The sequence below is a fragment of the Kiloniella sp. genome (genome assembly GCF_048259265.1).
Lineage (GTDB): Bacteria > Pseudomonadota > Alphaproteobacteria > Kiloniellales > Kiloniellaceae > Kiloniella.
Genome location: NZ_JBLXHT010000004.1, coordinates 101,129 through 127,827, shown reverse-complemented (window position 1 = coordinate 127,827; position 26,699 = coordinate 101,129). Strand labels below are relative to the sequence as shown.

29 protein-coding genes are annotated in these 26,699 nt (G+C 45.1%); 20 read left to right on the top strand and 9 right to left on the bottom strand.

Annotated elements, in window-relative coordinates:
• Positions 1-76: 76 nt before the first annotated feature.
• Positions 77-763 (bottom strand): SOS response-associated peptidase, encoded by a 687-nt coding sequence (locus tag ACN0QW_RS08810; RefSeq protein WP_417430645.1) that lies wholly within the window; start codon positions 761-763, stop codon positions 77-79.
• Between the two features lie 217 nt (positions 764-980).
• Between ACN0QW_RS08810 and ACN0QW_RS08805 the strand changes: the two genes are divergently transcribed.
• From ACN0QW_RS08805 to ACN0QW_RS08795, 3 genes are all read left to right on the top strand, one after another.
• Entirely contained in the window at positions 981-1,385 is a 405-nt protein-coding gene (locus ACN0QW_RS08805; RefSeq protein WP_417430643.1) for a hypothetical protein, read from the top strand.
• A 65-nt stretch (positions 1,386-1,450) separates the two neighbouring features.
• The gene (locus tag ACN0QW_RS08800; RefSeq protein ID WP_417430641.1) at positions 1,451-1,612 is read left to right on the top strand and encodes a hypothetical protein; all 162 of its coding nucleotides are present in this window, start codon (positions 1,451-1,453) and stop codon (positions 1,610-1,612) included.
• A 37-nt stretch (positions 1,613-1,649) separates the two neighbouring features.
• The gene (locus ACN0QW_RS08795; protein ID WP_299377150.1) at positions 1,650-2,207 is read left to right on the top strand and encodes a hypothetical protein; all 558 of its coding nucleotides are present in this window, start codon (positions 1,650-1,652) and stop codon (positions 2,205-2,207) included.
• Positions 2,208-2,333: 126 nt separating this feature from the next.
• Here ACN0QW_RS08795 and ACN0QW_RS08790 read toward each other — a convergent pair whose 3' ends face one another.
• Complete coding sequence (locus ACN0QW_RS08790; protein ID WP_417430639.1) at positions 2,334-2,633, bottom strand: PilZ domain-containing protein; 300 nt, start codon at positions 2,631-2,633, stop codon at positions 2,334-2,336.
• Positions 2,634-2,977: 344 nt separating this feature from the next.
• Here ACN0QW_RS08790 and ACN0QW_RS08785 point away from each other — a divergent pair, with 344 nt between their 5' ends.
• Positions 2,978-3,616, top strand: coding sequence for a glutathione S-transferase family protein (locus ACN0QW_RS08785; protein WP_417430637.1), 639 nt, complete (start codon positions 2,978-2,980; stop codon positions 3,614-3,616).
• A gap of 235 nt (positions 3,617-3,851) precedes the next feature.
• Positions 3,852-5,249, top strand: coding sequence for an MFS transporter (locus tag ACN0QW_RS08780; protein ID WP_417430635.1), 1,398 nt, complete (start codon positions 3,852-3,854; stop codon positions 5,247-5,249).
• 26 nt (positions 5,250-5,275) lie between these two features.
• Here ACN0QW_RS08780 and recQ read toward each other — a convergent pair whose 3' ends face one another.
• Positions 5,276-7,114, bottom strand: coding sequence for a DNA helicase RecQ (recQ, locus tag ACN0QW_RS08775; protein ID WP_417430633.1), 1,839 nt, complete (start codon positions 7,112-7,114; stop codon positions 5,276-5,278).
• Positions 7,115-7,300: 186 nt separating this feature from the next.
• Here recQ and ACN0QW_RS08770 point away from each other — a divergent pair, with 186 nt between their 5' ends.
• Positions 7,301-7,711, top strand: coding sequence for a hypothetical protein (locus ACN0QW_RS08770; RefSeq protein WP_417430631.1), 411 nt, complete (start codon positions 7,301-7,303; stop codon positions 7,709-7,711).
• 81 nt (positions 7,712-7,792) lie between these two features.
• On the opposite strand, the gene ACN0QW_RS08765 is transcribed toward ACN0QW_RS08770, so the two are convergent.
• The 3 genes from ACN0QW_RS08765 to ACN0QW_RS08755 all read right to left on the bottom strand — a co-directional run bounded on the left by ACN0QW_RS08765 (position 7,793) and on the right by ACN0QW_RS08755 (position 11,897).
• A complete protein-coding gene (locus ACN0QW_RS08765) occupies positions 7,793-8,509 on the bottom strand; it encodes a Bax inhibitor-1 family protein (protein ID WP_417430629.1) in 717 nt (238 codons plus the stop codon).
• Positions 8,510-8,622: 113 nt separating this feature from the next.
• Positions 8,623-11,157, bottom strand: a complete 2,535-nt coding sequence (locus ACN0QW_RS08760) for an ABC transporter permease (protein ID WP_417430627.1) — start codon at positions 11,155-11,157, stop codon at positions 8,623-8,625.
• Between the two features lie 5 nt (positions 11,158-11,162).
• Entirely contained in the window at positions 11,163-11,897 is a 735-nt protein-coding gene (locus ACN0QW_RS08755) for an ABC transporter ATP-binding protein (RefSeq protein ID WP_417430625.1), read from the bottom strand.
• A gap of 285 nt (positions 11,898-12,182) precedes the next feature.
• Here ACN0QW_RS08755 and ACN0QW_RS08750 point away from each other — a divergent pair, with 285 nt between their 5' ends.
• The 4 genes from ACN0QW_RS08750 (at position 12,183) to thpR (ending at position 15,783) form a co-directional block, all read left to right on the top strand.
• Positions 12,183-12,845 (top strand): arylesterase, encoded by a 663-nt coding sequence (locus ACN0QW_RS08750; RefSeq protein ID WP_417430623.1) that lies wholly within the window; start codon positions 12,183-12,185, stop codon positions 12,843-12,845.
• Positions 12,846-12,847: 2 nt separating this feature from the next.
• A complete protein-coding gene (locus ACN0QW_RS08745) occupies positions 12,848-14,020 on the top strand; it encodes an FIST signal transduction protein (protein WP_417430943.1) in 1,173 nt (390 codons plus the stop codon).
• A gap of 16 nt (positions 14,021-14,036) precedes the next feature.
• The gene (locus ACN0QW_RS08740; protein ID WP_417430621.1) at positions 14,037-15,077 is read left to right on the top strand and encodes an NADP(H)-dependent aldo-keto reductase; all 1,041 of its coding nucleotides are present in this window, start codon (positions 14,037-14,039) and stop codon (positions 15,075-15,077) included.
• A 142-nt stretch (positions 15,078-15,219) separates the two neighbouring features.
• Positions 15,220-15,783, top strand: coding sequence for an RNA 2',3'-cyclic phosphodiesterase (gene thpR / locus ACN0QW_RS08735; protein WP_417430619.1), 564 nt, complete (start codon positions 15,220-15,222; stop codon positions 15,781-15,783).
• On the opposite strand, the gene ACN0QW_RS08730 is transcribed toward thpR, so the two are convergent.
• On the bottom strand, positions 15,701-16,660 hold the full coding sequence (locus tag ACN0QW_RS08730; RefSeq protein ID WP_417430617.1) for a DMT family transporter: 960 nt from the start codon (positions 16,658-16,660) through the stop codon (positions 15,701-15,703). The genes thpR and ACN0QW_RS08730 overlap by 83 nt on opposite strands.
• A gap of 1 nt (position 16,661) precedes the next feature.
• Entirely contained in the window at positions 16,662-17,144 is a 483-nt protein-coding gene (locus ACN0QW_RS08725; RefSeq protein WP_417430615.1) for a low molecular weight protein-tyrosine-phosphatase, read from the bottom strand.
• Between the two features lie 613 nt (positions 17,145-17,757).
• On the opposite strand from ACN0QW_RS08725, the gene ACN0QW_RS08720 reads away from it, so the two are divergent.
• The 8 genes from ACN0QW_RS08720 (at position 17,758) to ACN0QW_RS08685 (ending at position 25,283) form a co-directional block, all read left to right on the top strand.
• Positions 17,758-19,359 (top strand): ABC transporter substrate-binding protein, encoded by a 1,602-nt coding sequence (locus tag ACN0QW_RS08720; RefSeq protein WP_417430613.1) that lies wholly within the window; start codon positions 17,758-17,760, stop codon positions 19,357-19,359.
• Positions 19,360-19,365: 6 nt separating this feature from the next.
• Positions 19,366-20,433 carry an ABC transporter permease gene (locus ACN0QW_RS08715; protein ID WP_417430611.1) on the top strand — a complete coding sequence of 356 codons (1,068 nt, stop codon included), beginning with the start codon at positions 19,366-19,368 and terminating at the stop codon, positions 20,431-20,433.
• A gap of 1 nt (position 20,434) precedes the next feature.
• Entirely contained in the window at positions 20,435-21,364 is a 930-nt protein-coding gene (locus ACN0QW_RS08710) for an ABC transporter permease (RefSeq protein ID WP_417430609.1), read from the top strand.
• A complete protein-coding gene (locus ACN0QW_RS08705; RefSeq protein ID WP_417430607.1) occupies positions 21,361-22,221 on the top strand; it encodes an ABC transporter ATP-binding protein in 861 nt (286 codons plus the stop codon). Before ACN0QW_RS08710 ends, ACN0QW_RS08705 begins: the two co-directional genes overlap by 4 nt.
• Entirely contained in the window at positions 22,208-23,002 is a 795-nt protein-coding gene (locus tag ACN0QW_RS08700) for an ABC transporter ATP-binding protein (protein ID WP_417430605.1), read from the top strand. Before ACN0QW_RS08705 ends, ACN0QW_RS08700 begins: the two co-directional genes overlap by 14 nt.
• Positions 23,003-23,039: 37 nt before the next feature.
• Positions 23,040-24,095 (top strand): dipeptidase, encoded by a 1,056-nt coding sequence (locus ACN0QW_RS08695; RefSeq protein WP_417430603.1) that lies wholly within the window; start codon positions 23,040-23,042, stop codon positions 24,093-24,095.
• Positions 24,096-24,136: 41 nt separating this feature from the next.
• Positions 24,137-24,505: a glyoxalase gene (locus tag ACN0QW_RS08690; protein WP_417430601.1), complete on the top strand. Its 369-nt coding sequence runs from the start codon at positions 24,137-24,139 to the stop codon at positions 24,503-24,505.
• Positions 24,506-24,698: 193 nt separating this feature from the next.
• Positions 24,699-25,283 (top strand): uracil-DNA glycosylase family protein, encoded by a 585-nt coding sequence (locus ACN0QW_RS08685; protein WP_417430599.1) that lies wholly within the window; start codon positions 24,699-24,701, stop codon positions 25,281-25,283.
• A gap of 25 nt (positions 25,284-25,308) precedes the next feature.
• Here the strand turns inward: ACN0QW_RS08685 and ACN0QW_RS08680 are convergent, their stop codons facing one another.
• Positions 25,309-25,740, bottom strand: a complete 432-nt coding sequence (locus tag ACN0QW_RS08680) for a metallopeptidase family protein (RefSeq protein ID WP_047763928.1) — start codon at positions 25,738-25,740, stop codon at positions 25,309-25,311.
• A 185-nt stretch (positions 25,741-25,925) separates the two neighbouring features.
• Here ACN0QW_RS08680 and ACN0QW_RS08675 point away from each other — a divergent pair, with 185 nt between their 5' ends.
• Both ACN0QW_RS08675 and ACN0QW_RS08670 read left to right on the top strand, forming a co-directional pair.
• Entirely contained in the window at positions 25,926-26,237 is a 312-nt protein-coding gene (locus tag ACN0QW_RS08675) for a 4a-hydroxytetrahydrobiopterin dehydratase (RefSeq protein ID WP_417430597.1), read from the top strand.
• A gap of 55 nt (positions 26,238-26,292) precedes the next feature.
• Positions 26,293-26,667: a YkvA family protein gene (locus tag ACN0QW_RS08670; RefSeq protein ID WP_417430595.1), complete on the top strand. Its 375-nt coding sequence runs from the start codon at positions 26,293-26,295 to the stop codon at positions 26,665-26,667.
• The last annotated feature ends 32 nt before the right edge of the window (positions 26,668-26,699 follow it).

Here is a 26,699-nt window from a genome sequence, read left to right as displayed (position 1 = left end):
TTTCGGGGACAGATTTTCTGTATTACCGAAATTTAAGGTCTGTTTGTGACGGTTTAACGTTGTTGCTTATTAAGCGTTAGAAAAGTTGTGCTTGTTGAGCTTGTGGTTCCTGACAGGCGGGACCTTCATGGCGTGCATTATTCACATAGCTGGTTACGGGGGTTGATTTTAGGCTGTTAATTGGGAGTGGCTTCAACAGGTCATTCCCCCCTTTGAAAAGCCATGTGTTGTAATCTTTCCTTGGCAAAATGACGGGCATACGATGGTGTATATGGCAAATGTCGTGATTAGCTTCGACCGTCAGAATCGCACAAGATTGCATTTCGCTGCCATCTGCGCCCAGCCAATCATCCCAAATTCCCGCAAAAGCAAAGGGCGCATCGTTGGTTTGTGTGATGTAATAGCCTTGTTTTGTTGTGTTACCTGTTTTCCCTGAATACCCGCTTTGCCACTCGTAGAAGCCGTCGGCGGGAATCAGGCAACGCCTGCCCCGAAAGGGACCTTTGAAGGATGGTTTTTCGTTGACTGTTTCGCTACGGGCGTTGTGCATTGGGTTGTTGAGATTCGGTTCTTTAACCCAATTTGGGATTAGCCCCCAACGATGCAGTGTAAAGTGCTTTTTTTTGTCCGAACCAAGAACAATGACCGCAACAGGTTGAGTGGGGCATATATTATACCGTTCTTCCAGGTTGGGGCGCTCAGGGAAGCCCATAAGGTCACTTAAGTCAGCGATAGGGGTGGTTAAGGCAAAACGTCCACACATGATTCAGAAATAGTTATCCTTGAAAATTTATATTTAACTTACCAGTTTCTGGGCTTGAGGAAACCATCTCTTACGTTGTGATTCCGTGCTGAGTTTTATTGCTGATTAATCCCGGAGTTTCATTTTTATGATTCTTGATCTATACCCTTGGTTTAGATCGGGGTGCTTTTGAACTGAGATTATTTTTAACTATGAATTTTGTTGCGAGATCAAACCTATGATTTTTGGATTTTTTGGCCGGAAAAAAGAAATCCATATGATCGATGATGGATTGAAGCGGGCGGGTACGTTTAGTGCTGTTGTTCCTGATGCAGTGAAATTAACTTTGTGGCGGTTGGCAAAAGATCGGGACCTTTTGAAAGATAACCCAGAAGCGACCCTTCATGATCTGGCTGGTTTTTTAAGTTATTGTATTCTGGGGCAGGAAGATTTCGAGGATTTTAATGGCCCGGAAGATTCAAAAGAAATGCTCCGTCGGTTAGAAATGGTCAAAATTTTCGAAGATGGCATCGATGCGGAAATTGTGATGTTAACCCTTCATGCTGGGTTGGCAGACGAAACCACTGCTGGCCAATATTCTATTGAAGCCGAAGCTGATTCAACAAACGGCGCAGAGAACTAGGATGCAGAGAACTAGGATGCGTTTAGATAGGGGTTTTTCAAGGAATAAAGTGGAGAGCGATTCTATTGGCTAAGGTTTTCTACTATATAATGTGGATATTTTTTATCCCCTTTATCCTGTTGCTCAATGTAATTGAGGGAAAAGCAAAGTATCAAGTGAAAGAGCCTGATCCTTTTAGAGACCCAAAAACAGAACACCAGAAGAAAAAAACAGAAGAAAATAAATAAAGTTTACTGCCCATAAGCCAGAGTTTGCGTATAATGGGTGGCTTGGAAACAGATTAAAGGAACTAAGACCATTAGTGAGGGATTTTCAGAAGCAGAGCGTATCAGGTTTCACAACCTTCTACAGGTTGCGGCCCTAAGCCCCTATGACGGAGAGAGAGAGAATGCTCTGGCTGCTGCTAAGCGTATGGCGGCAAAGCATAACATGTCTTTGGAAGAGGCCGCGGAAGGTGGACCAAGAGACGAGCCAAAGCAAAAGGCACGCCCCGCTTCTTATAGTATGTCTGCAACGGAACGGGTTTTTGCAAATTCTCTCCATTTGATGGATTCCCATCTTGAGCAAGAAAAAGCACGTCATGAAGCTGCGCTAAAAGCTGCTTATGAACGAGGATTGGCAAAGGATAACAAGCCTCAAAAATCATTGGCGAGTCCTGTGAAAGTTAGAAATAAAAAACCACGTGGTATGCCTCCCAAAATTCACGCTGCTGTTTTGTTGAGAGAAACAGAGCTCACAATCCGTGAAATTTCGAGCATTACAGGTCTGGATGTTTATAAAATCACAGCATTAAAACTTAAGAACAGAAAACCGGCTGCCTAAAACGACAGAATATTAATCAGGCTTATTTAGTATTCAAATTTTGAATTCTGAAGAAATATATGCTTATCACCAGGAATTCTGTTACTGGCACTTTGTTAAATAGAGTGATTAATCAAATATTGGCGATCAGATATTGGTAAAAAGTGCACCCTGACGATGATCGGGGAGGTGTGGTGTGTGGGGGTGCCCGTCTCTGAATTGTACGCCAACACCATCCCAAGCGTGTCGCACAACAGTACCTGAATACCTGCCCAAACTGCTTAAATCGAGTTCCACGACAGTACCAATAGGTGGGCGACAAAAGGTTTCTAGAAAAAGACCATTTCCAGAAAGGTTTTGGACCGAACAAGGATGCCAAGAACCATCAATGCCCAAGGAAGCATTATCCCCTGCGGCATACCTTTTATATTGGCGGTTTTCTATCATCTACTACATTTGTACCTAATCTTGTTACGGTGTATGATTCTAGGTACTAATCCTTACCAATTCCTTTCTAATTGCCGTGTTTTACTCTGGGACTTGTGTGATTTTTGTGAATATTGAATCTTATGCGTGTATTACGCTATGAGTTCACATCTTTGTGCGCACAGGTCGCCCTTTCATTCATAGTTATGCCTTGACCAAAAAGCGTTGATAGCTGATGTGTTATATCGCAACTTAAAATCAATTTTGTGCTTTGTTATTATTTTTGCTTTATCGTTTTATTGCCACGCTTTGAGCATAGATAACAAACTGTTAATGGATGTTTTTCAGTACAGGAATGGCTTCTAATGTATAAACTTCACTACTACCCTGGTAACGCAAGCATTGCACCGCATATGTTGATGGAAGAACTCGGTGTTGATTATGAACTTGTTTATGTCGATCGGAATAAGCAAGCCCATAAAAGCCCAGAGTATCTTGCTTTGAATCCTTCGGGCCGTATTCCTGTATTGGAAGATGGCGCCATGGTTATCTCTGAGACAGCTGCAATTTGCATGCATCTCGCAGACCGACACCCCGAAGGTCGCATGGTGCCCGATGTTGCAACGCCGGAGCGCGCCAAGTTTTATCAATGGTTGATGTTTTTAACGAATACGATCCAAACAGAGTTTCTGGTTTATTATTATTCCGAACGTTACAGCAGCGATGCGTCTGATGCAGCGGCGATTAAAGATGCCGCTGAGCAACGCTTGATGGAGTATTTTGAGATAATCGAAGCCCAGCTTGCTAAAAAGGGTCCGTATATGATGGGTAAGGCAATTTCATTTTTGGATTTTTATCTCCTGATGCTTTGCCGTTGGGGGCGTTTTCTTCCTAAAAAACCGAGTGAAATGAAGCTTCTGGGTAAAAATGTTTCTCTTATGAGCAAACACCCGGCTGTATTGAGAACTTTTGAGCAAGAAGAGCTGGAAGCACCTTTTGCATAAAAGGGCGCCTAAAGTTTAAGTGATATAAGGTGGCTGGCAATGAAATGTTAGCCACCTTTCTAATATCCAGAAGCTCAATTGGTTGATCTTAAAGATTTATAATTATTTGTTTTTGCCTGTCAAAGCGGTGAATAGAGAAGCGAAAAGTCGCAACTAAGGTAGAACTATCTTAATAAATATTCTCTAAGTGGTAGGAATGGAATTTGGTCACACTTTAGGCCTAGGGAAATAATAAATGTTATCAGCAATCACTAATTCGTGGGCACTTTTGCTCGGTATTGCCTTTCTGATGCTGGGTAATGGCTTGCAGAGTACTGTGTTGAGTGTCCGGGGGTCTATTGAAGGGTTCTCAACCGAATCAATCGGTGCTGTGATGACCTGCTATTTTATCGGGTATCTTGCTGGATCATTTGTGACGCCCAAGGTTCTTGCCAATGTTGGACATGTGCGCGTTTTTGCAGCACTGGCTTCTTTGTCCTCAGCATCTGCTTTGTTACATGCCGTTTTTATTGATCCCTATACTTGGGGGGCGATGCGCCTTATTACCGGATTTTGCTTTGCAGGATTATATATCGTTGCTGAAAGCTGGCTGAATGACAGCGCGACAAATGAAACGCGTGGACAACTCTTATCCGTTTATATGGTTGTTCTTTACGGGGCTATGGGGTTTGGGCAGCTGCTAATTAATATTTCAGATCCCGGTAGTTTTCTTCCCTTTATCTTGATGTCGGTATTGGTTTCTCTTGCGCTCATCCCAACAACTCTGACAGTTGCCCAGGTGCCTACGTTCGAATCTCCGACACCTGTTGGACTCAAGCGTCTTTTTAAGATTTCGCCTTTGGGGTTTGTTTGTGCTTTCGGGGTCGGTGTTGTTCAGGCGCAGATCTTTGGTGCTGGGGCGATTTACGCTGGACAATTGGAAATGACAACAAAAGACATTTCCTTTTTTATGGTGGCGATGTCGATAGGTGGGGTTACTTTACAATGGCCTATTGGGAAGGCCTCTGATCATTTTGACCGCCGTAAAGTTCTAATCGTTGTGGCGCTGCTGGCTGGTTTAGTTGGGTTACTCATAAGGGTTTTTTCTGCCTCAGAAGCAAACTTTTTGTTCCTTGGTAGTGCGTTTCTATTCGGTGCGCTGTGTTTGCCGTTATATTCTTTGGCGATTGCACATACCAACGATTATCTGGATGCCTCTGAAATTGTTGGGGCGACAAGTGCGTTGATTGTGATCGGTGGAATTGGATCTATCATTGGGCCTGTGGTCAGTACGTTCTTGATGGGACAGTTTGGGCCAAATGCGTTTGTCTATAGTATGTCCGTTACATTGTTGATGATCACGACTTTTGGTGTGTTCCGTATGACACAGCGAAGTTCAGTACCGATTGAAGATCAGGGTGATTATATCGGGGTGCCTGCGGAATCATCGACAATGGTTGTTGCCATGACACCTGAGGGTGAGGAGTGGTACGAGGAAGTTATTGCAGAAGCTGAAAGTGAAACGCTTGATTCTTCTTCTGAAGAAGAAGACACAGAGTCAGATGTTCTTGAGGACGGTCCTGCTTTCTGGGAAGAAGAAGCCCCGGCTGATGGGGAATTATCCGAAGCTGAAATCAAGGCAAAGAACGAGTGATTTTCAGTTTACTCGATAGAAAATTATTATCGATTCTCGTTGATGACGTCTAGGAAGATATCGGCATAGCGTTCGAGCTTGCGCTTGCCGACACCGGGTACATTCACCATATCACCTAGATCAACCGGGCGCGCCATAACCATTTCCAGAAGCGTCTTGTCGTTAAAGATCACATAGGGAGGCACGCCTTGATCTTTGGCGAGCTCAAGCCGCTTTGCTCTCAACGTTTGAAAGAGTGCTTCGTCTCTTGGATCATCAATTGTTGCTGCTGGACCAAACGATTTTTTGTAGTGACTGCGCAATGATGCACGCGTTTTTTTCGTAGGATCCCGGCGGAATTGTACTATTTTTTCTCCCCTTAGCACGGGGCGACAATCTTCGCCGAGCTGAAAGGATCCATGGCCTTCCATATCCACTTTTAAATAACCAAGGGCGACCAGTTGGCGGAAAATAGACCGCCACTCCTGTTTTAAGAACTCTGTGCCAATGCCAAAGGTGCTGAGTTGGTCATGACCAAGTTTTTCGATGCGTTCTGTCTTTGCGCCAAGAAGCACATCAATCACATGGGCGGATCCGAAAATCTGGCCAGTACGATAGACAGTAGACAGCGCTTTTTGCGCGGCTTGGGTGCCGTCAAAGCTTTCAACAGGGGTCAGGCAGGTATCACAATTTCCACAGGGTTCAATCGGATTGTCATCAAAGTATTCTAGCAATACCTGTCGGCGGCAGCGCGTGGTTTCACAAAAGCCCAATAGGGCTTCTAGTTTTCTGTTTTCGATCCGTTTTTGTGCTTCTGGTGCATCGGACTGTGACGCCATGTGATAGAGCCGGGCGACATCATTCATGCTGTAGATCATCCAGGCTTCAGCCGGAAGACCATCACGCCCTGCACGTCCTGTCTCTTGATAATAAGCTTCCAAGCTTTTGGGCAGGTCGAGGTGGATAACAAAGCGGACATCGGGTTTGTCTATGCCCATGCCAAAGGCAACTGTCGCGACCATGATGACAGCATCCTCTTTGAGAAAGCGATCCTGGTTGTTTGCTCTGATGTCTTTAGAAAGGCCTGCGTGATACGGCAGGGCATTGAAACCTTTTTCGCACAGGGCTTGTGCGATCTCGTCTACCTTGTTTCTGGACATGCAATAAACAATGCCGGACTGCCCTGAATGTTCACGTTCTAGCAAATCTGTCAGTTGTTTTTTAGGTGCTGCCTTTAGTCCAATTTTGTAGCGGATATTCGGTCTGTCAAATCCGGCTACAAAAGCACGGGCCTCTGCTAGATGAAGGCGCTCTTTGATATCTTGTCTTGTTGGGCCGTCTGCGGTTGCAGTTAAGGCAATTCGGGGAACCCAGGGGAAACGTTCCTTCAGAAGGCTCAGTTGCAGGTATTCCGGTCTGAAATCATGCCCCCACTGTGAAACACAATGGGCTTCATCAATAGCAAAGAGCGAGAGGTCACACTGTTCCAACAAACCAAGGAAACCATCGGTGAGAAGCTTTTCCGGGGCCACATAAACCATATCAAGTTCCCCGGATCGCATACCTCTTTCCGTGGCGAGGATCTCGTTATAGGGGAGGGTCGAGTTCAAGGCTGATGCTCTGACGCCAAGTTGTTGAAGCGCCGTGACCTGGTCCTGCATAAGGGCAATCAGGGGAGAAACAACAACGGCAAGGCCTGGGCGGCAAAGTGCCGGAATTTGGTAACAAAGGGATTTTCCCCCGCCTGTCGGCATCAGGACAAGTGCGTCACCACCATCAATCACATGGTCAATGACAGTTTCTTGATCTCCTCGGAAACTATCATAGCCAAAAATACGGCTAAGAATATCCTGTGCAGATGGTATTTGAGGGGTGATCGAATCCATGCTTGGCTTATAGCCAAGTCCGCCGTGGTTGGTCAAAAAGAGTTTGTTAAGAGATTATGTTATATTCTGTATGTGTTATTTAATATTCTCGCTATCGTTGAATGTTCATGTGACATAAGTTGTTGCCATTATTATTCATAAATACATTTTTTTGCTTGTAAGCATACCCAAACAAAGGATGTTAAGGTGTCAAGAACAGGTCAGAATACTTATGTCGATGCAGAGCTTGTCGAACTTTACCGATCAGGTATAGAAGAGGATTTATCTACTCTGGATAGAATTTTAGGTGAAATTCAAAACAATTCAAATAAAGCATTTAAAGCTATGGATCAGGCTCGGTGTATTGTTCACAACATTAAGGGACAGGGAACCAGTTTTGGTTTTCCTTTGATGACACGTATTGGTGACAGTTTTTATACGCTTTTAAAGCATCAAATGGCACAGGATACACTTCATCTGTCGACACCCCAACTTTACGAAGCACACCTCAAGGCGATGAAGTCGGTGATTGAGAATGAAATTTTGGGCGATGGTCCTGAAATATTTCAACAGGTCGCTGACTCTCTTAAAGAGAAGGTTGTGCAAATTGTTGATTAGATTGTTTTAGAATTTAGGGGGTACGAAAAAGCCCGGCGATCAAATCGCCGGGCTTTTTTTATGACGCTATGTCATCAACGCTTATTCGCGGTTCCCAAAAAGCTGTAGCAGGAACAGGAACATGTTCAGGAAGTTCAGATACAGTGAAAGGGCACCCATAATAGATTTTTTCTGGGCAACTTCCGAATGATCACTTTCCATATACATCAGTTTGATGCGCTGGGTATCGTAAGCTGTCAGGCCAGCAAAAATCAGAACCCCGAGAATGGAAATGACAAAGCTTAGACCTGAAGATGCCAAGAAGATGTTCACGATACTGGCTATTACAATACCGATCAGACCGATAGTCAGGAAAGAGCCAAAAGCGGAGAGGTTTTTCTTGGTGGTATAACCAACAAGGCTAAGGCCAGCAAAGGACGCCGCTGTGATAAAGAAAACACGAACGATGGACTCACCTGTGTAAACGATAAAGATATAGGAGATTGAGATCCCCATCAGTACCGAAAAGACCCAAAAAAGGAGCTGGGCTGTAGAGGCGGCGAGAGCGTGGATACGCGCGCTTAGGAACAACACCATTCCCAATGGCGCAAGCATCACAACCCATTTTAGTGGTGTGCCGTAAACGAGTTGTAGAAGTTCTGGGCTCTGGGATACTCCGAAGGCTGCAAGTCCTGTAATGACAAGTGCAATTGACATATAGTTGTATACGCCAAGCATGTATGCGCGCAGACCAGCATCTGTGTCGGCCGCTGTTGCCTGGCCATATCCAACACTGCGTTGTGTGGAACGGTCGATCATAAGAAACCTCGTTTCGTTTTTACTAAAAAGCTGATCCTAATATTGGGTCTTGTTGTTTAAAAATCAACAATAATCGGGTTTTTTAGTTGGATATTATTATCTCAACCGAAAATTTATTCATTTCGTAACAATGCAGCGGGGCGTTGTCGCAATGCGCTCCACGTTCCGGCATAGCCACACACCAGTGTTGCAAGCAAGGCCAGTAAAGGTGTGAAGAGGACAACCTCGGTTAATAAAGTAAATTCAAGGCGTAAGATATAGATCGTAATTGCCCAAGATGCAGCGGCACCAATGACGACGGCGACGACAGCTGAAATCAGCCCCAGCATACCGAATTCCAGAAAGAAAGTTGCGGCAAGGGATCGTCGGCTGGCACCCAGAACCTTTAAGACAACGGAATCGTAAACCCGACGTCGATGCCCGGCGGCGACGGCTCCACCTAGCACAAGGGTTCCCGCCAAAAGGGCGACCACGGCAATGACAGAAAGGGCAAGGGCAACATGGCTAAGCAGTTTAGTTGCTGCTTCTAATGCTTCTTTGACCCGAATGGACGAGACGTTTGAAAATGTATCAGTGACTTTGATTTCCAACGCGTCTTCTATTTCTGGCAGCGCTTTAACCGTGGCAATATGTGTCTGTGGTGCTTTGGACATAAGACCGGGGGAGAAAACCATAACGAAGTTGATTTCCAATCCGCCCCAGTCGATTTTTCGTAAATTTGCTATCTCGACATCAATTGGACGCCCCAAAAGGTTGATTGTCAGGTTGTCACCAATCGTAAGTCCTAATCCTTTTGCAACGGCCTGATCAAGAGATACCAGTGGTTTACCGTTATAATCTTCTGGCCACCAATTCCCGTCAATGAGTTTGGTATTTCGTGGCATTTCAGCCGACCATGTCAGACCGCGATCACTGCGGAATACCCATTTGATCTCGCTTGGAATCTCAAGCTCGGAAGGCGGGGTACCATTCACGGCTGTAATTCTGCCCCGCATCATGGGGACACGTCGCAGTTCGTTGACGCCTTTAGTGCTTTGAACAAGTTGCTCAAACTCTTCAACCTGTTGCGGCTGGATATCAATGAAATAAAAGCCGGGGGCTTCTTCGGGCAGGCTTTGTGTTACAGCCTGTCGAACATTTCCTTCTAATAGTGCAACGATAACAAGGACGGTAAGCCCAAGCCCCATTGACAGAATGACACTTGTTGTCGGTGCACCAGGTCGATGAAGGTTTGCGATCGCGGTTCGCAGGGCAGGATGCGTTGCCCGGGGCAAGAATTTGGTGAGTTTGGTTATGAGCCATCCTACACAGTGATAAATGGCGAAAGTGCCAATGGCACCTACAATAAAGAATCCGGCAATTTTGGGATTACTTGCGAAGGTAACAGCCGTTAATGCCAACAGAACAGCACTGAGAGATAGGGCGATCATTGCCTTTGGTGTTGGCCGTCCCGTGATCGGGGATGTTAAATCCCTGAAAAGGCGGGCGGGAGAGGTTTTTCCGGCTTTGGATAGCGACCAGATGGAAAAAGTAAAGGCGGTGAGAAAACCAAAAGCTGCGGCCAGCAAAAGAGGTTCAGCGTAAAACTGTGCGGCGATTTCCCAGCCAAGCATATCTTTGGCAAAGGCACTGGCGGCAAAGGGTGCCGACGCGCCAGCGATTAAACCTGTCACCGTACCAATTAGCGTGAGAAAAAGTATTTGAATAAGATAGATCTGAAAAATTAATCGGGACGGGGCACCGAGACATTTCAATGTTGCGACTACACCGACTTTACTGTCCATAAAGCTTTTCACTGCGTTTGCGATACCAACACCGCCAACAAGCAATGTCGCCAATCCTATAAGCGTTAGATACATGCCTAGGACATCAATGAACTGGCTGATACGCGGCGCTGCTTTCTCTGAACTTCTAATCCGCCACCCTGCTTCTGGGAAAGTTGTGGTAATCGTTTCCTGAAAGGCTTTGAGATCTGTTTCAATGGGCAAGGCCAAACGATAATCGTACCGAACCATACTGCCGGGTTGAATAAGGCCTGTGCCGTCGAGACTATTCCCTGATACCATGACCGTTGGGCCATAGGTGAAGGCGCGTGTTGAAAGATCTGGTTCTTTTATGAGTGACGCGCGTATTTCATAGTGTCCATTGCCGACAACGATTTTATCGCCCACTTCTAAATTGAGCTTTCTTAAAAGGTTTGGCGCAAGGACTGTACCCCAGCCTTTGTCTGTTTTAGCCAATGCGTCCGAAAGGGCCATGTCGGGTTTAAGGATGACATCACCATAGAGCGGATAAATATCATCAACGGCACGCAATTCGATCAGGGTGCGTTTTCCGCCTTCAACAGCTTGTTTGCCCATCGTCCGCATTTCGCGGACAAGAGAGATTTCCCCTTTGTCCTGAAGCCAAGTTAGTTGATCGTCAGAGGCTTCCCGATGAACTAGGTTAAGCGCGATATCCCCGCCCAGAAGATTTCGACCATCATTGCGCAATCCCTGTTCAATCGCAGCTGAGATTGATCCGACTGCAGCAATGGCCGCAACACCTAAAAATAAACAGGCAAGAAATATGCGGAAGCCTTTTATGCCGCCTCGGAGTTCGCGAAAGGCATAACTGGCGGCAAGGGAGAATGGTAAACTCTTTGACATGACAATCAGCCCTGCGATGCCATTGCTGATGCCGTATCTTTAGCTGCTTTGTTAGAAGTTTCTTCTTCTAATTGCCCGTCCTGGAGTGTGATTGTTCGGTTACACATTGCTGCCAGGCGCGGGTCGTGGGTGATGAGAATCAGCGTCGTATCGTGATCTTTTTGCAACCTGAAAAGAAGCTCGATAACCATTTCCCCTGTTGTACTGTCAAGGTTCCCGGTCGGTTCATCTGCCAAGAGGATTTTTGGCTCTGCGGCAAAGGCCCGGGCAAGAGCGACCCTTTGCTGTTCACCACCAGAAAGCTGTCCGGGGAAGTGATCAAGCCTGTGTCCTAATTCGACAGATTCTAGTCTTTCTTGTGCCCGCTTTAATGCATCTGGTTTGCGCGCAAACTCTAGGGGAACGGCAACGTTTTCAAGGGCTGTCATGGTGGGTATGAGATGAAAATCCTGAAAAACAATACCGACAGAGTCTCTGCGAAAACGGGCGAGGGCGTCTTCGTCCATTTTGCCCAGATCGTGTCCGTCTATTTCAACGCTTCCGGACGTTGCTGCTTCAAGTCCTGCCATCAGCATCATCATGGATGATTTACCGGCACCGGATGGCCCGACGACAGAAACAGTTTCGCCCCTATCGATATGAAGGTTGATATTTTTAAGGATATCAACCTTTCCGGCCAATGAGCTCAAGGTCAGGTTGACGTCGGAAAGACAAACAAGATTTTTTGAGCCCGTGGTCATGGTAAGAAAGACTTTCTCTGCACTGTCATAAAGCTTTGATCAAAAACCTATATGGTGGTGGATGTGAGGATTTCAATCATTGAGATTAAGTGTACTCTCGTTATATCGATTAAATATTTGTTCTAAAACAGTAATGTTGAAAAGTATCTGCAGAATTAAAAAACAAATTCATACAAGAATGGTCAGGAGATCGTGAACAGGGCTTGTTCCTTTAAGGTATCGAACATATTTCAGGGTATACTACGTAATGGTTATTGCTTTTTTGGGAAATGATTGATCCTATAGATGATGATTAAATTTCTTTGCAGACGTGTATTCCGTCTCGTTCCGTACTTTCTATTTACTCTTCTTACCGCAAATTTATCCTATGCAGAAACGCCCGTTAAGCTGTTGGCTTTTGGGGATAGTCTTACCCATGGTTATGGCCTGGAAGCTGGGGATACTTTCCCTGAACGGTTACAGGTAGCTTTGAAAGAGTCTGGGTATAATATCACTGTTATTAACGGTGGGAATTCTGGTGACACCTCGGCTTCGGGACGATCCCGTCTAGACTGGGCTTTGCTGGATGAAGCGCAGGTTGTTATTGTCGAGCTTGGCGCGAATGACGGTTTGCGTGGTTTGGAACCGTCGCAAACCCGTGAAAATCTCAGCCAGATTATTGCGGGGTTTAAAGATTCAGGGGCAAAAGTACTTTTAACAGGAATGCAGGCTCCCAGAAATCTGGGTACTGAATATGTAACTGAATTTGATAAGATTTACCCAGAATTGGCAGAGCAACATGATGTTGCTTTTTATCCTTTCTTTCTGGAAGGCGTGGCGCTTGACCCTGCATTGAATCAAGCTGATGGCATCCATCCTAATCGTGCAGGGGTGGATTTGATTGTTCAGAATATTCTGCCTTATCTCATGCCTTTGCTTGAAAAAGGCGCAGAGAAAGGCATAGAGTGAGTATGTTACAGGCAGATCCTAAATTTAAGGCAGCTTTCTCGTCCTCGCCGGACTGGTCCAAGGCTTGTGCTGAGATTCTGAATGGTCTGGGGGATCTGCCGTCAGAAGCAAACTTGGGGTTTATTTATGCCACCGATGTTTTCGCAGATAATTTGTCGAGTATTTTGACCTTTCTGAAGACAAAAACGGGCCTTGAAAACTGGACAGGCACAATCGGCATTGGTGTTGGAACAAATGCTGCCAACCAACTCGGTCGTTTTTCGGCTATAGAGCTATACGACGAACCAGGCTTGAGCGTTATGATTGGCTCTTTTCCATCTGGCACGTTTCAAGTGTTTGAATCGGGGCAGATGGAAACGGAAGAAGGGGTCAAACTTGTTGTTACTGGTGAGGGCGTTGAAAGCTGGTTGGAAAAGAATCAGGCCTATCTGGGGCTGATACATGGTGATCCACGGCATTATGATCTTCCTTTGCAGATTTCGTCTCTTTCCGCGGGGTTAGAGGTTTATCTCGTGGGGGGATTGACGTCTTCGCGGGGCGAGCTGCCACAAATTGCAAACCATATTACAGATTGTCCTTTGTCTGGTGTTTTCTTTAACGATTCTGTGCCTGCAATCACAGGGTTGACGCAAGGGTGTACACCAATCGGCCCAAAGAGAACGATTACATCAGCGGATGATCAGCAGATTTATACCATCGATGGCAGACCGGCGCTGGATGTTCTCAAAGAAGATATAGGAGAGCTTTTATCCCGGGATTTGAGCAAGATTGGGGGCTATATCTTTGTCGGTTTTCCGGTTGAAGGCAGTGACGGTGATGACTATCTGGTACGAAACCTGATGAGCATTGATATCAGTGACGGTTCCTTGAACATTACAGAAGAGGTAGAGGCAGGACAGCCGATTTTTTTCTGCCGACGGGATAACGAGGCCGCGCGGAAGGATCTCAACCGTTTACTGGATGATATACGCGCACGATTACCACGCCCTCCAAAAGCTGGGTTATACTATTCTTGTCTGGGAAGAGGGCAGGCACTTTTTGGACCAAATTCGGAAGAACTCAATATCCTCCGTCAGGAATTCGGGGATATGCCATTGGTCGGTTTTTACGCGAATGGTGAAGTGTCCCATGATCGCTTGTATGGGTACACAGGGGTTTTGACGCTTTTTTATTAAAGTTATTGAGGATGTTATGAAATATACCAAACTAGGTCGTACAGATATTAACGTCAGTGAAATTTGCCTGGGAACTATGACCTGGGGGGAACAAAACACACAAGACGAAGCCTTTGAACAAATGGATTATGCACTGGATAAAGGGGTTAATTTTTTTGATACTGCTGAAATCTACGCGGTGCCACCTAAAGCTGAGACTTATGGGCGTACAGAAGAAATAATCGGGAATTGGTTTCAGGAACGAGGCAATAGGGATAAAGTTGTTCTGGCCTCGAAAGTGGCAGGTCCAAGTGCTGTGCAAACTTATATTCGCGGTGAAGTCTCGCGATTTAATCGAAAACACATTGTCGAGGCGCTAGATAACTCACTAAAACGGTTAAAGACGGATTATATCGATCTTTACCAACTTCATTGGCCTGATCGGAACACCAACATATTTGGCCAACTCGGGTTTGAGTATCGTGATCAGGAACAAATTACTCAGCCTGAAGAAACGTTGAGTGTTCTTGATGATCTTGTTAAGGCCGGGAAGATCCGAAATGTTGGATTGTCCAATGAAACACCTTGGGGAACCATGCAGTTTTTGAAGCTCGCTGAAGAAGGGCGAGGACCGCGTATGGCTTCTATCCAAAATCCCTATAGCCTTTTAAACAGAAGCTTTGAGGTTGGCCTTGCCGAAATTTCTATGCGCGAAGATATTGGCTTGCTTCCCTATGCGCCATTGGGTGCAGGTAGTTTAACTGGTAAATATCTTGGCGGTGCCCGGCCACAAGGTGCGCGCATGACACTCTTTCCTGATAATACCCGTTATATGGGCGAAAGAGGTCAGGCCGCGATTGCGGACTATGTGGATCTTGCGGAGAGATATCACCTTGATCCTGCGCAAATGGCATTGGCGTTTGTTCGTTCGCGTCCCTTTGTTACCGCGCCTATTATCGGGGCCACAAAGATGGCACAATTGAAGGCAAATATTGAATCAGCGGAACTTGATCTTTCAAAAGAGGTTTTAGCGGAAATCGAAGAGCTTGGACGAAAACATACGATTCCTTGCCCGTAATTGCTCGTGGTTGATAGGTGCTTTGAGGCATCGGTTATAGAAAAGTCATTCAGGATTTAAAAACCGTCTCGCTGTGGTGCTTTAAGAATAAGTTGTTCTGATTCAGGCTTTTTGTTTTGTTGGTTGTTTACAGGAGGTACCCATGCGGCTGTTCAGCGCCATTGCTCTTCCCGAAGAAGCAAGATTACGTCTTATGGGGCTTTGTAACGGATTACCCGGACAGCGGTGGGTTGCCCCTGAAAATTTTCATATTACTTTACGGTTTTTCGGGGACTTGGATGGTGCACAGGCCCGGGATCTGGACGATGCTTTTAGTCGGCTGCATTTCAATCCCTTCCCAGTTCGCTTAAGTGGCGTTGGCTTTTTTGGCAAAGAGAATGGTCCAAGGATGTTGTGGGCAGGGGTTGAGAAAACCCCTCAAATCTCAGATCTCCGCCGTAAGGTAGAATACGCTGCACAATCAACTGGCATAAGGTTAGAGCGAGAGAAGTTCACGCCCCATGTGACGCTCTGTCGTTTTAAAAGTAACCCCGGTCCTGCTTTTGGGGCGTATCTACGCGACAATAATCTTTTTTCTCATCCTGAGTTTACAGTGGAAAGTTTTGGCCTTTATTCCAGCAAACTTACACCGTTGGGGGCGTGCTATTTTCTGGAAGCTGACTATCCTGAACCGTTTTATTCGTGGACCGAGACTCTCGATATATAATGTAGAGGCCACTGATGACGATGATACTCGCCCCAAATAGAACATGTGCTTCGGGAATTTCGTCCCAAAAGGCCCAACCGAAAATAAGTCCCCATATCAGCATGGTATAGTCAAAAGGTGCGACAACAGCTGCGGGGGCGTAGCGATAGGCTTGTCCGGTTAAAAAGTGTGCGGTTGTTGCAACGACTGCCATGCCCATTAGCATAAGAAGGTCTGTGTTACTTGGCAGAGTCCAGGCAAAGGCTTCCCAGGGTAAGGCGAGGGTTGTTGATGCCAAACAAACAGTTGTAACTGTCCCCCAGAAAGTCATGCCGGATGAACTACAATGATGACGGAGTTGTCGGGTCATGATCATCAGCAAGGCATAAAAAAAGGCTGCAATGACCGGGAGTATTGCAACGGGCTGGAAAGTATCAGTCCCCGGCTGCAATATGATCAGAACACCGCCAAAGCCAGTGAAGACGACGGCCCAGCGATGAAAGCCCACTTTTTCTTTAAGGAAAATCACGGATAGTAATGTTGTGAACAAGGGGGCGACAAAAGCGATGGCAAAGACTTCCGCCAGTGGCATAAAAGGCAATGCCGCATAAAATGATCCGGCAGCAAAAATAATCAGCGATGATCGCACTAGTAAAAGAAGTGGTCGATCTGACTTAAGAGTAGCAATTCCACCTGTTTTAGCGACTAGGACGACAGCAAGTGGCAGGCTGAATAAATTCCGGATAAGTATAATGCTAATGATGCTATAAGACGCTGTGAGCCATTTGGCTATGCCATCCATAACAGATGTGCAAAAAACCATCAGAATCGCCAAAATGATTCCAAGAATAATTCTATCTTCGTGTTGCTTTTTCGAAGCCCCTGTCGATGTACTCATTTTATTGATCTTTGAGTTGTGTTTTAAAGTGGTTCACAAGGTTGATAACGCCCGTTTCAATGACATCAAGCATGTCTTCGTAATCTTGCGGTCCGCCATAATAAGGATCTTGAACTTCTTTGATATCAAAGGGGCTGTAATCCAGAAACATGCTTATTTTGTTTCGGTATTCTGGGGGGCATTTTTCTCGAATGATGTCACGGTGGCCAAAATCCATTGCGAGAATCATGTCGAACTCTTCAAAGTCTTTTGCTGAAAGTTGGCGTGCTCTGAGGTCAGAATAGTCATAGCCTCTCTTTGACGCTAGTTTCAGACCAGTTTGGGTCGGTGGTTCACCTATATGGTAACTGTGTGTACCGACTGAATCTGTCGTAACCATCTCATTCAAGCCCTGTTCCCTTAGCTTGTGCCTTAAGACGCCATCAGCCGCGGGTGAGCGACAAATGTTGCCTGTGCAAACGAAGAGAACTTTGTACTTTTTCATTAATGTAATATTCCTGCTAAAGGTCTGTGTTCTGTTATGTGGTCTTAAGGAATGGTATGGCTTGTGTGATACAACTTACTCAGAGATTCTTTGGAAAAACGGACTGCGAATTTCCGTTTTAAGGAACGCAAAACCGATACGGTGCATTGTGATTACAATTACTAAATCTTATGCGAGATCGTCTGTCCAGCATAGATTGTATACGATTTGATGTGGCGAGAAAAAAATAGGAAAAATTTGGTTCAACCAATTTTACTGAATCACAAAGAAGTCACTTAATGCATATAAATTTTTGATAAGACACTTCATACGCGTATCTTGTAAAAGTGCTAAACTTTTGAATTACTGTAAATATTAAAACATCTTTGACGATGGATATTGAATAATATTAGTCGTTTTTAAAATATTATTTACAATCTGTTTCTCAATTTTAAGTTGAAATGTGGAGGCCGCGTTTTGATAATTTTCTATAGTTTTCATTCGGTTAATTTGTTTCCATAGCGTTGACAAAAGTTCTGATTACGGCAACGCTATGGCAGCGGCGCGTAAAAAATCACCTGAGAACCGAAACTGGTTTTCCAAAAAGCGGCGCATCTAATACAGGGAGTCCAAAGTGAAGATAAAGAATTTATTGAAAGGTCTGGCGTTTGCCACGGCTGTTTCTGTTTCTGCATTGTCGGCGACTGCTACTTATGCTGGAACACCAGATAATGTCCTTGTCGTTGCAGATAGAATTGACGATATGACATCTCTTGATCCACATGATTTGTTTGAGTTTTCGGGCACGGATTATGTGAATAACGTTTACGATAAACTTGTAAGTTTTGACCCTAAAAACTTGTCTAAAGGCTATCAACCGGGGCTGGCTGATAGTTGGACGGTTAGCGATGACGGGAAAACCTTTACATTTAAAATTGCCAAGGGACGTAAGTTCCATTCGGGTAATGATATTACAGCTCACGACGCGGAATACTCCTTACGCCGAGTTGTTATGTTGAAAAAGACACCGTCTTTTATTCTGACTCAGTTTGGGTTTAATGAAGAGAATGTCGAAGCTGCAATCAAAGCGACGGATGATTACACTCTGGTTGTGACAACGGATGAAAAGTATGCGCCATCTTTCGTGTTGAACTGTTTTGCAGCGGCTGTTGCCTCAATTGTGGATTCAAAACTGGTCCAATCCAATGAAGTCGAGGGTGACTGGGGTAATAAATGGTTACAGACAAATTCTGCGGGTTCGGGTGCCTATTCACTGGTTAAATGGAAACCAAGCGAGTCCTATCGTCTGAAAGAGAATGCGGACTATTGGGCTGCAAAGCCAGCAATGAAAAGTATTATCGTGCGTCATATACCTGAATCAGCGACTCAACGCCTCCTTCTGGAAAAGGGTGACGTTGATGTAGCGCGAAATCTCAACCCGACTGATGTTGAAGGTATTTCTGGCAACTCTGATTTGGCTGTAGATAACGATCTTCGTGGCCGTATCATGTATATTTCCATGAATCAGAAAGATCCTATTCTTTCTAAACCAAAAGTACGTGAAGCGCTGCGTTATCTGATCGACTATGATGGAATGGTGAATTCCTTCCTAAAAGGTCAGTACGTTGTTCATCAAGCTTTCTTGCCTTTGACTTATATGGGTGAGCTGAAAGACAAGCCATTTAAACTGGATGTAGCAAAAGGCAAGGAACTACTTGCCGAAGCTGGTCACGCAGATGGTTTTGATGTTGAAATCATTGTGCGGAATGCGCAAGAACGTATTCAGATTGCTCAGTCTGTTCAGAATACCTTCAAACAAGCTGGTATTAACGTTAGTCTGACCCAAGGGACTGGCAAGCAGATTTTGGGTAAATATCGTGCACGTGACTTCCAGATTTATGTTGGGGCATGGGGACCTGATTATCCAGATCCACATACAAATGCGGATACATTTGCATCAAACCCAGATAACAACGGAACGCACGCTGGTAAATTGGCTTGGCGTAATTCATGGGATATCCCGGAAATGACCGCTTTAACGATAGCTGCTGCTCAGGAAACCGATAGTGTGAAACGTGCTCAGATGTATGTTGATATGCAAAAAGAGCATCAAATGAACTCTCCATTTGTTGAAATGTTCCAGAAAAATGAACAGACTGGTCGTAGCGCCAATGTTCAAGGCTTCTACACAGGATCAGCTGTGACAGGAGTTTATTACTGGACCGTTACAAAGTAGTATCTGATGAGTGATGCTGTTGATACAGCGACGCCGAAGCGGCGCGGGTCTTCCGTGCCGCTTCTAAAGCGTCTTAAGAGTTTGATCACAGTGCTTTTTACTGTGCTGCTCACTTTAGTTGGCCTTTTGTTTGTTACTTTTATTATTGGTCGTGTCATGCCCGTCGATCCCGTTTTGGCGATCGTAGGCGAACGTGCGTCCCAAGAAATTTATGACGCGGCTTACAAGTCCCTAGGTTTAGACCAACCCCTGATGGTTCAGTTTGGGATCTTTTTACAACAGATCGCAGTGGGTGATTTTGGTGTTTCCAACCTAACGGCAAGGCCTGTATCCGAAGACATTTTACGTGTTTTTCCTGCTACCCTTGAATTGGCAACAGTTGGCACTATTTTTGGCGTGTTGTTTGGTGTGCCAATGGGGGTTATGGCTGCGGTGCACGAAGGAAAGTGGCAGGACCAAATTGTTCGTTTTGTCGGCCTTTTTGGCTATTCCATGCCCATTTTCTGGATTGGTCTTGTCGGGCTTATTGTTTTCTATGGCGTGTTGGACTGGGTCGGTGGCCCTGGGCGGCTGGATGTTTATTACGAAGATATCATTCCTGTCGTAACGGGATTAATTTTGATCGATAGCCTTATCGAGGGAGACCTTGATATTTTCTGGAATGCCTTCTCGCATATCATTCTTCCGGCTTCTATCCTTGGATATTATTCTCTGGCGTATATCAGCCGTATGACCAGATCCTTTATGCTTGAGCAGCTTTCGCAAGAATATATTACAACGGCCCGAGTCAAAGGCCTTTCAGAACGAACTGTTATTTGGCGTCATGCATTGGGTAATGTCATGATCCCCTTGATAACCGTGATCGCGCTTTCCTATGCAAATCTTCTAGAAGGCTCTGTTTTGACAGAGATTATCTTTGCTTGGCCTGGATTAGGCTCATATCTGACAACAGCTCTGCTTTCAGCCGATATGAATGCTGTTATCGGCGGGACAGTTGTCGTTGGTTTGATTTTTGTCGGCCTCAATCTTTTGTCTGATTTCCTATATAAAGTTGTTGATCCGAGGGCACGTTAGAATGAGTACAGATACAACATCGTACGATCAGGGATTGAAGGGCTGGTTGAACAGCGAGTCCCCTGAATCACGATTTCATGCCCAAATGGTACAGTTATATGCAGGGTGGCAGTCTCTTGTTGCCAACCGTCTTGCGTTTTTGGGCTTTATGATCATTGTTTTGCTAATCTTGGTGGCAATTTTTGCGCCCTTATTGGCAACCCATGATCCTTCTATTCAAAATTTAAAATCTACACTGCTGCCACCATTTACAGATGGACATATTCTGGGAACGGATGATTCCGGGCGTGATATTTGGAGCCGGATTATATACGGATCACGGATAACATTGTTTATTGTCGCATTGGTTGCCTTTACAGCGCCTGTTTTTGGACTGTTGGTAGGAACTGTAGCCGGCTATCTCGGCGGTTGGGTTGATACGGTCTTGATGCGTATCACTGATATCTTCCTTGCGTTTCCCCGACTTGTTCTGGCACTTGCATTTGTATCTGCTTTGGGGGCGGGGATCGAAAATGCAATTCTTGCCATTTCTTTGACGGCTTGGCCACCTTATGCCCGTATTGCGCGGGCAGAAACGCTGACCATTCGGAACAGTGACTATATTGCTGCTATTCAGCTTCAGGGGGCAGGTCGATTACGGATCATTCTGGGACATATCTGGCCTATGTGCATGTCTTCGTTGATTGTGCGGGTGACGTTGGATATGGCGGGCATTATTCTGACAGCTGCTGGACTTGGTTTTCTCGGTCTTGGCGCACAACCGCCTAGTCCGGAATGGGGAGCGATGATTTCTTCTGGACGACAGTTCATTCATGACCATTGGTGGATTGCGACGATGCCTGGGTTGGCGATCTTTATTGTCTCTCTTGGGTTCAACCTGCTTGGTGATGGCTTGCGTGATATCTTGGATCCGAAGAAGGCACAGTCATGAGTAAAGCACTTTTAGAAGTAGAAGATCTCTGGGTGCGTTTTGCGTCTAAAAAGCGTGTTGTAGAGGCCGTTCGGGGCATTTCCTTTTCTGTTGGTCGAGAACGCGTAGGAATTGTTGGTGAATCCGGATCCGGTAAATCTATGACTGGTCGGTCGATTTTACGGTTGATCCGCCATCCGGGTGAGGTTGAAGCAAAGAAAATTCACTTTGATGGACAGGATTTACAGGCCTTAAGCGAAAAGGAAATGCGTGATGTCAGAGGACATAAGATTTCTCTGGTTATGCAGGATCCAAAATTTTCACTGAACCCAGTGATGAAGGTTGGTGATCAGATATCCGAGGCTTATCGCGTTCATACAAATGCATCGAAGACCGAGGCCAAGGAAAGGTCTATTGCGATGCTGAATGCTGTGCAAATTCGTAATGCTGAGCGGGTTTATGATAGCTATCCGCATGAGGTTTCTGGCGGTATGGGCCAACGTATCATGATTGCCATGATGTTGATTCCAGAACCAGATTTGTTAATTGCGGATGAGCCTACATCAGCTTTGGACGTAACCGTTCAACGCCGTGTTTTGCAGATTATGGATAAGTTGGTGCAAGAACGAGGTATGGGCTTGATTTTTATTAGCCATGATTTGAACCTTGTCGCCTCCTTTTGTGATCGTGTGATTATTATGTACGGTGGCCGGATTGTTGAAACTTGTCGCGCGGATGAACTTCAAAATGCGAAACATCCTTATACACGGGGCTTGCTTAATGCCTTGCCGGATATTCACAAGCCCAAAGATCAGTTATCGGTTCTTGAACGTGACCCGAAATGGATAGAGGACCCAAGTGTCGATGCCTTCCTCTGATAATACAAAGTTGAATCAAGCTACGATTGCCTTGGATATTCAAAATTTGAATGTTTATTTTGGTGAAGGGCATGAAAAGTTTCGTGCGGTTAAAGATGTTTCTATCTCTGTTGAGGCAGGGGGATCATTTGGTCTCGTTGGGGAATCTGGATCAGGTAAATCGACGGTCCTTCGCGCGGTAAGCGGCTTGGTACCAAGCTGGGACGGTACTGTTGCCGTTAACGGCGAACCAATTAGCAAAAAACGAGAGATGTCTTATTGTCGGACGATCCAAATGGTTTTTCAGGACCCATATGCGTCCTTGCATCCCAGACACAGTATCGATCGTACGCTGTCGGAACCGCTGCGACTTCACAAGTTTGATAACATTGATGACCGTGTGAATCAGGCTTTGGTTGATGTTGGTTTGGGGACCTCGTTCAGATTTCGTTATCCCCATCAGTTATCTGGTGGTCAGCGACAGCGTGTGGCGATTGCGCGGGCTCTGATGTTGGAGCCAGACATTCTGTTGTTAGACGAGCCTACATCTGCACTGGATGTTTCTGTGCAGGCTGAAATTCTCAACTTGCTTTCGGATATTCGTAAAAAGCGTCAATTGACCTATATTCTGGTGACGCATGATCTCGCGGTTGTTGCTCATATGTGTGATGAAATTGCGGTTATGAGCCATGGTGAAATCGTTGAAGTGATGGATGTCGAAACGATGCGTGAATCAAAACCTGAACACGAATATACCCGCGAGTTACTCGAAGCCAGTGAAGGCTATCAACCAGAAGCCTGAAATTTTATATTGTTGTATTTAGTAGCAGGATTGATTAATGTCAGCTTTACCTATTCCCGTATTTGATGGGCATAATGATACTTTACTTCGTCATGTCATGAACGAAGGAACAGCGAAAGAAGTATCTTTTTTCTCTGAAAATGAACGCGGACATATTGACCTGCCAAAGGCACGAAAAGGTGGCTTGCAAGGCGGCCTTTTTGCGATGTTTGTTCCTTCAAAATATGATGATACATCCGGTGTGCCGTTTGATCCTGAAGATCCTGCTAACTTTGCCCCTGTTGACCAACCCGGAGCTCTTAACTTTACCAATCGAATGTTTGCGATGGCACGACGTTGGGTAAGGGAGAGTGATGGCCAGGTCGTTATTGCGAAGTCGGTTGCCGAAGCCCGCGCAGCGATGTCCGAAGGCAAGCTTGCCATGATCATGCATATCGAAGGGGCCGAGGCAATTGATAAAGATCTGTATGCTCTGGAAATCCTTTATGCAGCAGGTCTTCGTTCTATTGGTCCGGTCTGGAGCCGCAAAAATATTTTTGCGGACGGGGTTCCTATGGCTTTTCCCAGTTCGCCTGATACGGGTACTGGTTTGACCGATGTGGGGTGTGAGCTGGTCGCGAATTGTAATCGCATGGGGGTTATGATTGATCTGTCCCACATTACAGAGAAAGGTTTCTGGGATGTTGCTAAATTATCAACCAAACCTTTGGTTGCGTCCCATTCCAATGCACATTCTTTATGCCCTTCGGCACGAAATCTAACGGATAAACAGTTGGATGCTGTTAAAGAAAGTAAAGGACTCGTGGGCATCAATTATCATGTCGCTTTCCTGCGCGATGATGGTGCTCATGATGCGAGCACATCTATTGATGTATTGGTTCGGCATGCCGCGTATCTTGTTGATAAGCTAGGAGAAGATGGTGTTGCCCTTGGGTCTGATTTTGACGGGTGCTTGGTGCCAGATGCAATAAAGGATGCAACAGGTCTGCCAAAGTTACTGGACGGACTGAAGCAATCTGGTTTTGGTGATAAATTAATCAACAAAATTGCCCGTGAAAATTGGTTGTCTGTACTAGAACGTACAGGGATTTAGGATTTCTGGCGGCAAATTTTATATCTATGAGGGAACGTCGTTTGAATTGGGTAGGACTTGATCATGTTCAATTAGCTATTCCTGTTGATAGTGAAGACCTTTGTCGGAACTTTTATGGAGCAATTCTGGGCTGGACTGAAGTCCCTAAACCCGAAAGCTTAGCGGGTAGAGGAGGTGTTTGGTTTTGTACAGATTCTTTTCAAATTCATTTCGGCGTAGAACAAGACTTCCGACCTGCGAAAAAGGCTCATCCTGCCTTCCTTTTAAAAGATCTTGATCTTCTGGCGGACAAGTTGGCTATTAATAATGTTGCCGTACAATGGGATGATAAATTGGATGGCTATAAAAGATTTTTCGTGAATGATACCTTTGGTAACCGCCTTGAGTTTATGCAAAAGACGGGTGCGTGATTAAGAGTTCTTTTGAGTAAGAAAAGAATGCTTAAGTGTTTGGTACCTAGGTTTTCCATTTCAAAGTGCTCGAAGAGTATCAATAGATACCTTTCCAAAGAAGATAATCACGTTGAATTGATGTCTGTAACTTCTCATTGGTTTATCGTGGGGGGGTGTCGTACGCTCTGTTGTTATGGAGAATGCAGCATTGATGGATGGTGTTTTGGACAAACTATTAGTCGAAGTGCGTGCCTGTACGCACTGTGCCAAGGATCTTCCTTTGGGGCCTCGCCCTGTTGTCCAAATTTCTCCAAAAGCTAAAATTCTTATAATTGGACAGGCCCCTGGTACCAGGGTTCACGAAACAGGTATTCCTTGGAATGATCCCTCGGGTGATCGTTTGCGAGAGTGGTTGGGGATTGAGAAAGAGCTTTTTTATGACCCAGAAAAAATAGCAATTATGCCGATGGGATTTTGTTATCCGGGACGATTAGATAAAGGGGGCGATGCGCCACCGCGACCGGAATGCGCCCCTTTGTGGCATGAAAAACTGCTTGGCGTATTACCAAATTTGAACATTACATTATTGGTAGGCCAATACGCCCAAAAATATTATCTGGGCAAGAGAAAGAAGAAAACACTGACGGAAACAGTAAAAGCATGGAAGGAATATCAACCGGATTATTTTGTTACCCCACACCCGAGTTGGCGTTCAGCCATGTGGCTCAAAAAAAATACATGGTTTGAAGATGATGTGCTGCCTGTATTGCGTAACCGCGTGCAAGGACTTGTTTAGTCGGGTTCTATGTCGATGCTGAGCCTTAAGAAAGACTTACCGTTCTGCTTTCCATTTTGTCCATATCGTCTTCTGACATGCCAAAATAATGACCGATCTCATGAATCAGGACATGGCGGACAACCTGATTAAGGTCTTCACCGTTTTCACACCAAAAATCAAGAATAGGACGACGGAAAAGGAAAACAGTATCTTTTTCTTCGTTCAGCTCTCTGCTTTGTTGAGTCATTGAACGGCGATCGACACCTTGATATAGCCCCAAAATTTCGAAAGGGGTTTCACAATCCATAGCTTCCATCATGTATTCTGATGGGAAGTCCTGAACTTCTATTCTAAGCTGGCTGGCGACGTCTCTGAGCTCATCAGGCATATGCGCATAGGCTTCACGCGCCAGAGATTCAATATCACTGATCTCTGGGGGAGTCGTAAAACGTTCTATGTTATGAAGCTGGCCCATTTTCTCAATCCAGTTAACCGAGGACGGCAATAGGCATAGATTCAAAGGCGCTGTCAATCTTTAAGTCTTGCCCGTAGACCGTAGGAAAAATCAAGAACCTTTTTTCATAATCGCCGTTCATCTATCAAATCATTCTATGCTATTGTTAAAAAAAGAACAAATTTCAGTAAAACAGGATTTTCATTATGCCGGAACGTAAAATTCCCACGAAGCTATCTGATAGCGAAAGAACATCCCTGCTTCCGGAGCTGGAAGGATGGACGCTGGAAAGTGACCGGGATGCTATTCGCAAGATTTTTACCTTTAAAACCTTTAATCAAGCTTGGGGCTTTATGAACCGTGTGGCTCTTGTTGCTGAAAAGATGGGGCATCACCCTGAATGGTTTAATGTTTATAACAAGGTCGATATTGTTCTGACCACACATGATTGCAATGGGTTGTCGGCTTTGGATGTTGAACTGGCGAAAAAAATGAATCTTTTTGCTTCTAAAGTCTAGATCGACATGGGGGGCAGGACTTGTAATCTACGCCTTACTCTCTCATCTTCGATGTATGAGATTTATTCAACTGCATAAACCAGACCCTAAAAATTCTGAACCAACCTTACTGGTTGCTGATGAAAAGGTTGTTAAAAAAGGCTTTTTAAGGAAGCTTAAAAAAGTAGCTTTAAAAATAACCTTCACAGAAAAGCTTCTGGCGGCCTATTTCTGTGCCACTGACCGGCAAACGCCGCTGAAGGCGAAAGCGATTTTGATGGCAGCCTTGGCTTACTTCGTTGTGCCAGCTGATTTAATACCTGATTTTATTATCGCTTTTGGTTATACTGACGATATATCGGTCCTTATCGCGGCGATTAATTCTGTAAAGATACACATTAAGACTGAACACATTGAAAAGGCACAAGTTTGGCTTGATGTGAATGATTAATTCTCTGATAGAAATATTTTATACAAATTTTT

Bases quoted from the DNA above. Each gene is read 5' to 3' on its own strand.
- ACN0QW_RS08725 (WP_417430615.1), bottom strand. From the start codon at position 17,144: ATGAAAAAGTACAAAGTTCTCTTCGTTTGCACAGGCAACATTTGTCGC.
- ACN0QW_RS08715 (WP_417430611.1), top strand. From the start codon at position 19,366: ATGAGTGATGCTGTTGATACAGCGACGCCGAAGCGGCGCGGGTCTTCC.
- recQ (WP_417430633.1), bottom strand. From the start codon at position 7,114: ATGGATTCGATCACCCCTCAAATACCATCTGCACAGGATATTCTTAGC.
- ACN0QW_RS08755 (WP_417430625.1), bottom strand. From the start codon at position 11,897: ATGACCACGGGCTCAAAAAATCTTGTTTGTCTTTCCGACGTCAACCTG.
- ACN0QW_RS08730 (WP_417430617.1), bottom strand. From the start codon at position 16,660: ATGAGTACATCGACAGGGGCTTCGAAAAAGCAACACGAAGATAGAATT.
- ACN0QW_RS08790 (WP_417430639.1), bottom strand. From the start codon at position 2,633: ATGATAGAAAACCGCCAATATAAAAGGTATGCCGCAGGGGATAATGCT.
- ACN0QW_RS08675 (WP_417430597.1), top strand. From the start codon at position 25,926: ATGCCGGAACGTAAAATTCCCACGAAGCTATCTGATAGCGAAAGAACA.
- ACN0QW_RS08685 (WP_417430599.1), top strand. From the start codon at position 24,699: ATGGATGGTGTTTTGGACAAACTATTAGTCGAAGTGCGTGCCTGTACG.
- ACN0QW_RS08740 (WP_417430621.1), top strand. From the start codon at position 14,037: ATGAAATATACCAAACTAGGTCGTACAGATATTAACGTCAGTGAAATT.
- ACN0QW_RS08745 (WP_417430943.1), top strand. From the start codon at position 12,848: ATGTTACAGGCAGATCCTAAATTTAAGGCAGCTTTCTCGTCCTCGCCG.
- ACN0QW_RS08705 (WP_417430607.1), top strand. From the start codon at position 21,361: ATGAGTAAAGCACTTTTAGAAGTAGAAGATCTCTGGGTGCGTTTTGCG.
- ACN0QW_RS08670 (WP_417430595.1), top strand. From the start codon at position 26,293: ATGAGATTTATTCAACTGCATAAACCAGACCCTAAAAATTCTGAACCA.
- ACN0QW_RS08695 (WP_417430603.1), top strand. From the start codon at position 23,040: ATGTCAGCTTTACCTATTCCCGTATTTGATGGGCATAATGATACTTTA.
- ACN0QW_RS08680 (WP_047763928.1), bottom strand. From the start codon at position 25,740: ATGGGCCAGCTTCATAACATAGAACGTTTTACGACTCCCCCAGAGATC.
- ACN0QW_RS08700 (WP_417430605.1), top strand. From the start codon at position 22,208: ATGCCTTCCTCTGATAATACAAAGTTGAATCAAGCTACGATTGCCTTG.
- thpR (WP_417430619.1), top strand. From the start codon at position 15,220: ATGCGGCTGTTCAGCGCCATTGCTCTTCCCGAAGAAGCAAGATTACGT.
- ACN0QW_RS08785 (WP_417430637.1), top strand. From the start codon at position 2,978: ATGTATAAACTTCACTACTACCCTGGTAACGCAAGCATTGCACCGCAT.
- ACN0QW_RS08805 (WP_417430643.1), top strand. From the start codon at position 981: ATGATTTTTGGATTTTTTGGCCGGAAAAAAGAAATCCATATGATCGAT.
- ACN0QW_RS08780 (WP_417430635.1), top strand. From the start codon at position 3,852: ATGTTATCAGCAATCACTAATTCGTGGGCACTTTTGCTCGGTATTGCC.
- ACN0QW_RS08765 (WP_417430629.1), bottom strand. From the start codon at position 8,509: ATGATCGACCGTTCCACACAACGCAGTGTTGGATATGGCCAGGCAACA.
- ACN0QW_RS08810 (WP_417430645.1), bottom strand. From the start codon at position 763: ATGTGTGGACGTTTTGCCTTAACCACCCCTATCGCTGACTTAAGTGAC.
- ACN0QW_RS08750 (WP_417430623.1), top strand. From the start codon at position 12,183: ATGATGATTAAATTTCTTTGCAGACGTGTATTCCGTCTCGTTCCGTAC.
- ACN0QW_RS08760 (WP_417430627.1), bottom strand. From the start codon at position 11,157: ATGTCAAAGAGTTTACCATTCTCCCTTGCCGCCAGTTATGCCTTTCGC.
- ACN0QW_RS08710 (WP_417430609.1), top strand. From the start codon at position 20,435: ATGAGTACAGATACAACATCGTACGATCAGGGATTGAAGGGCTGGTTG.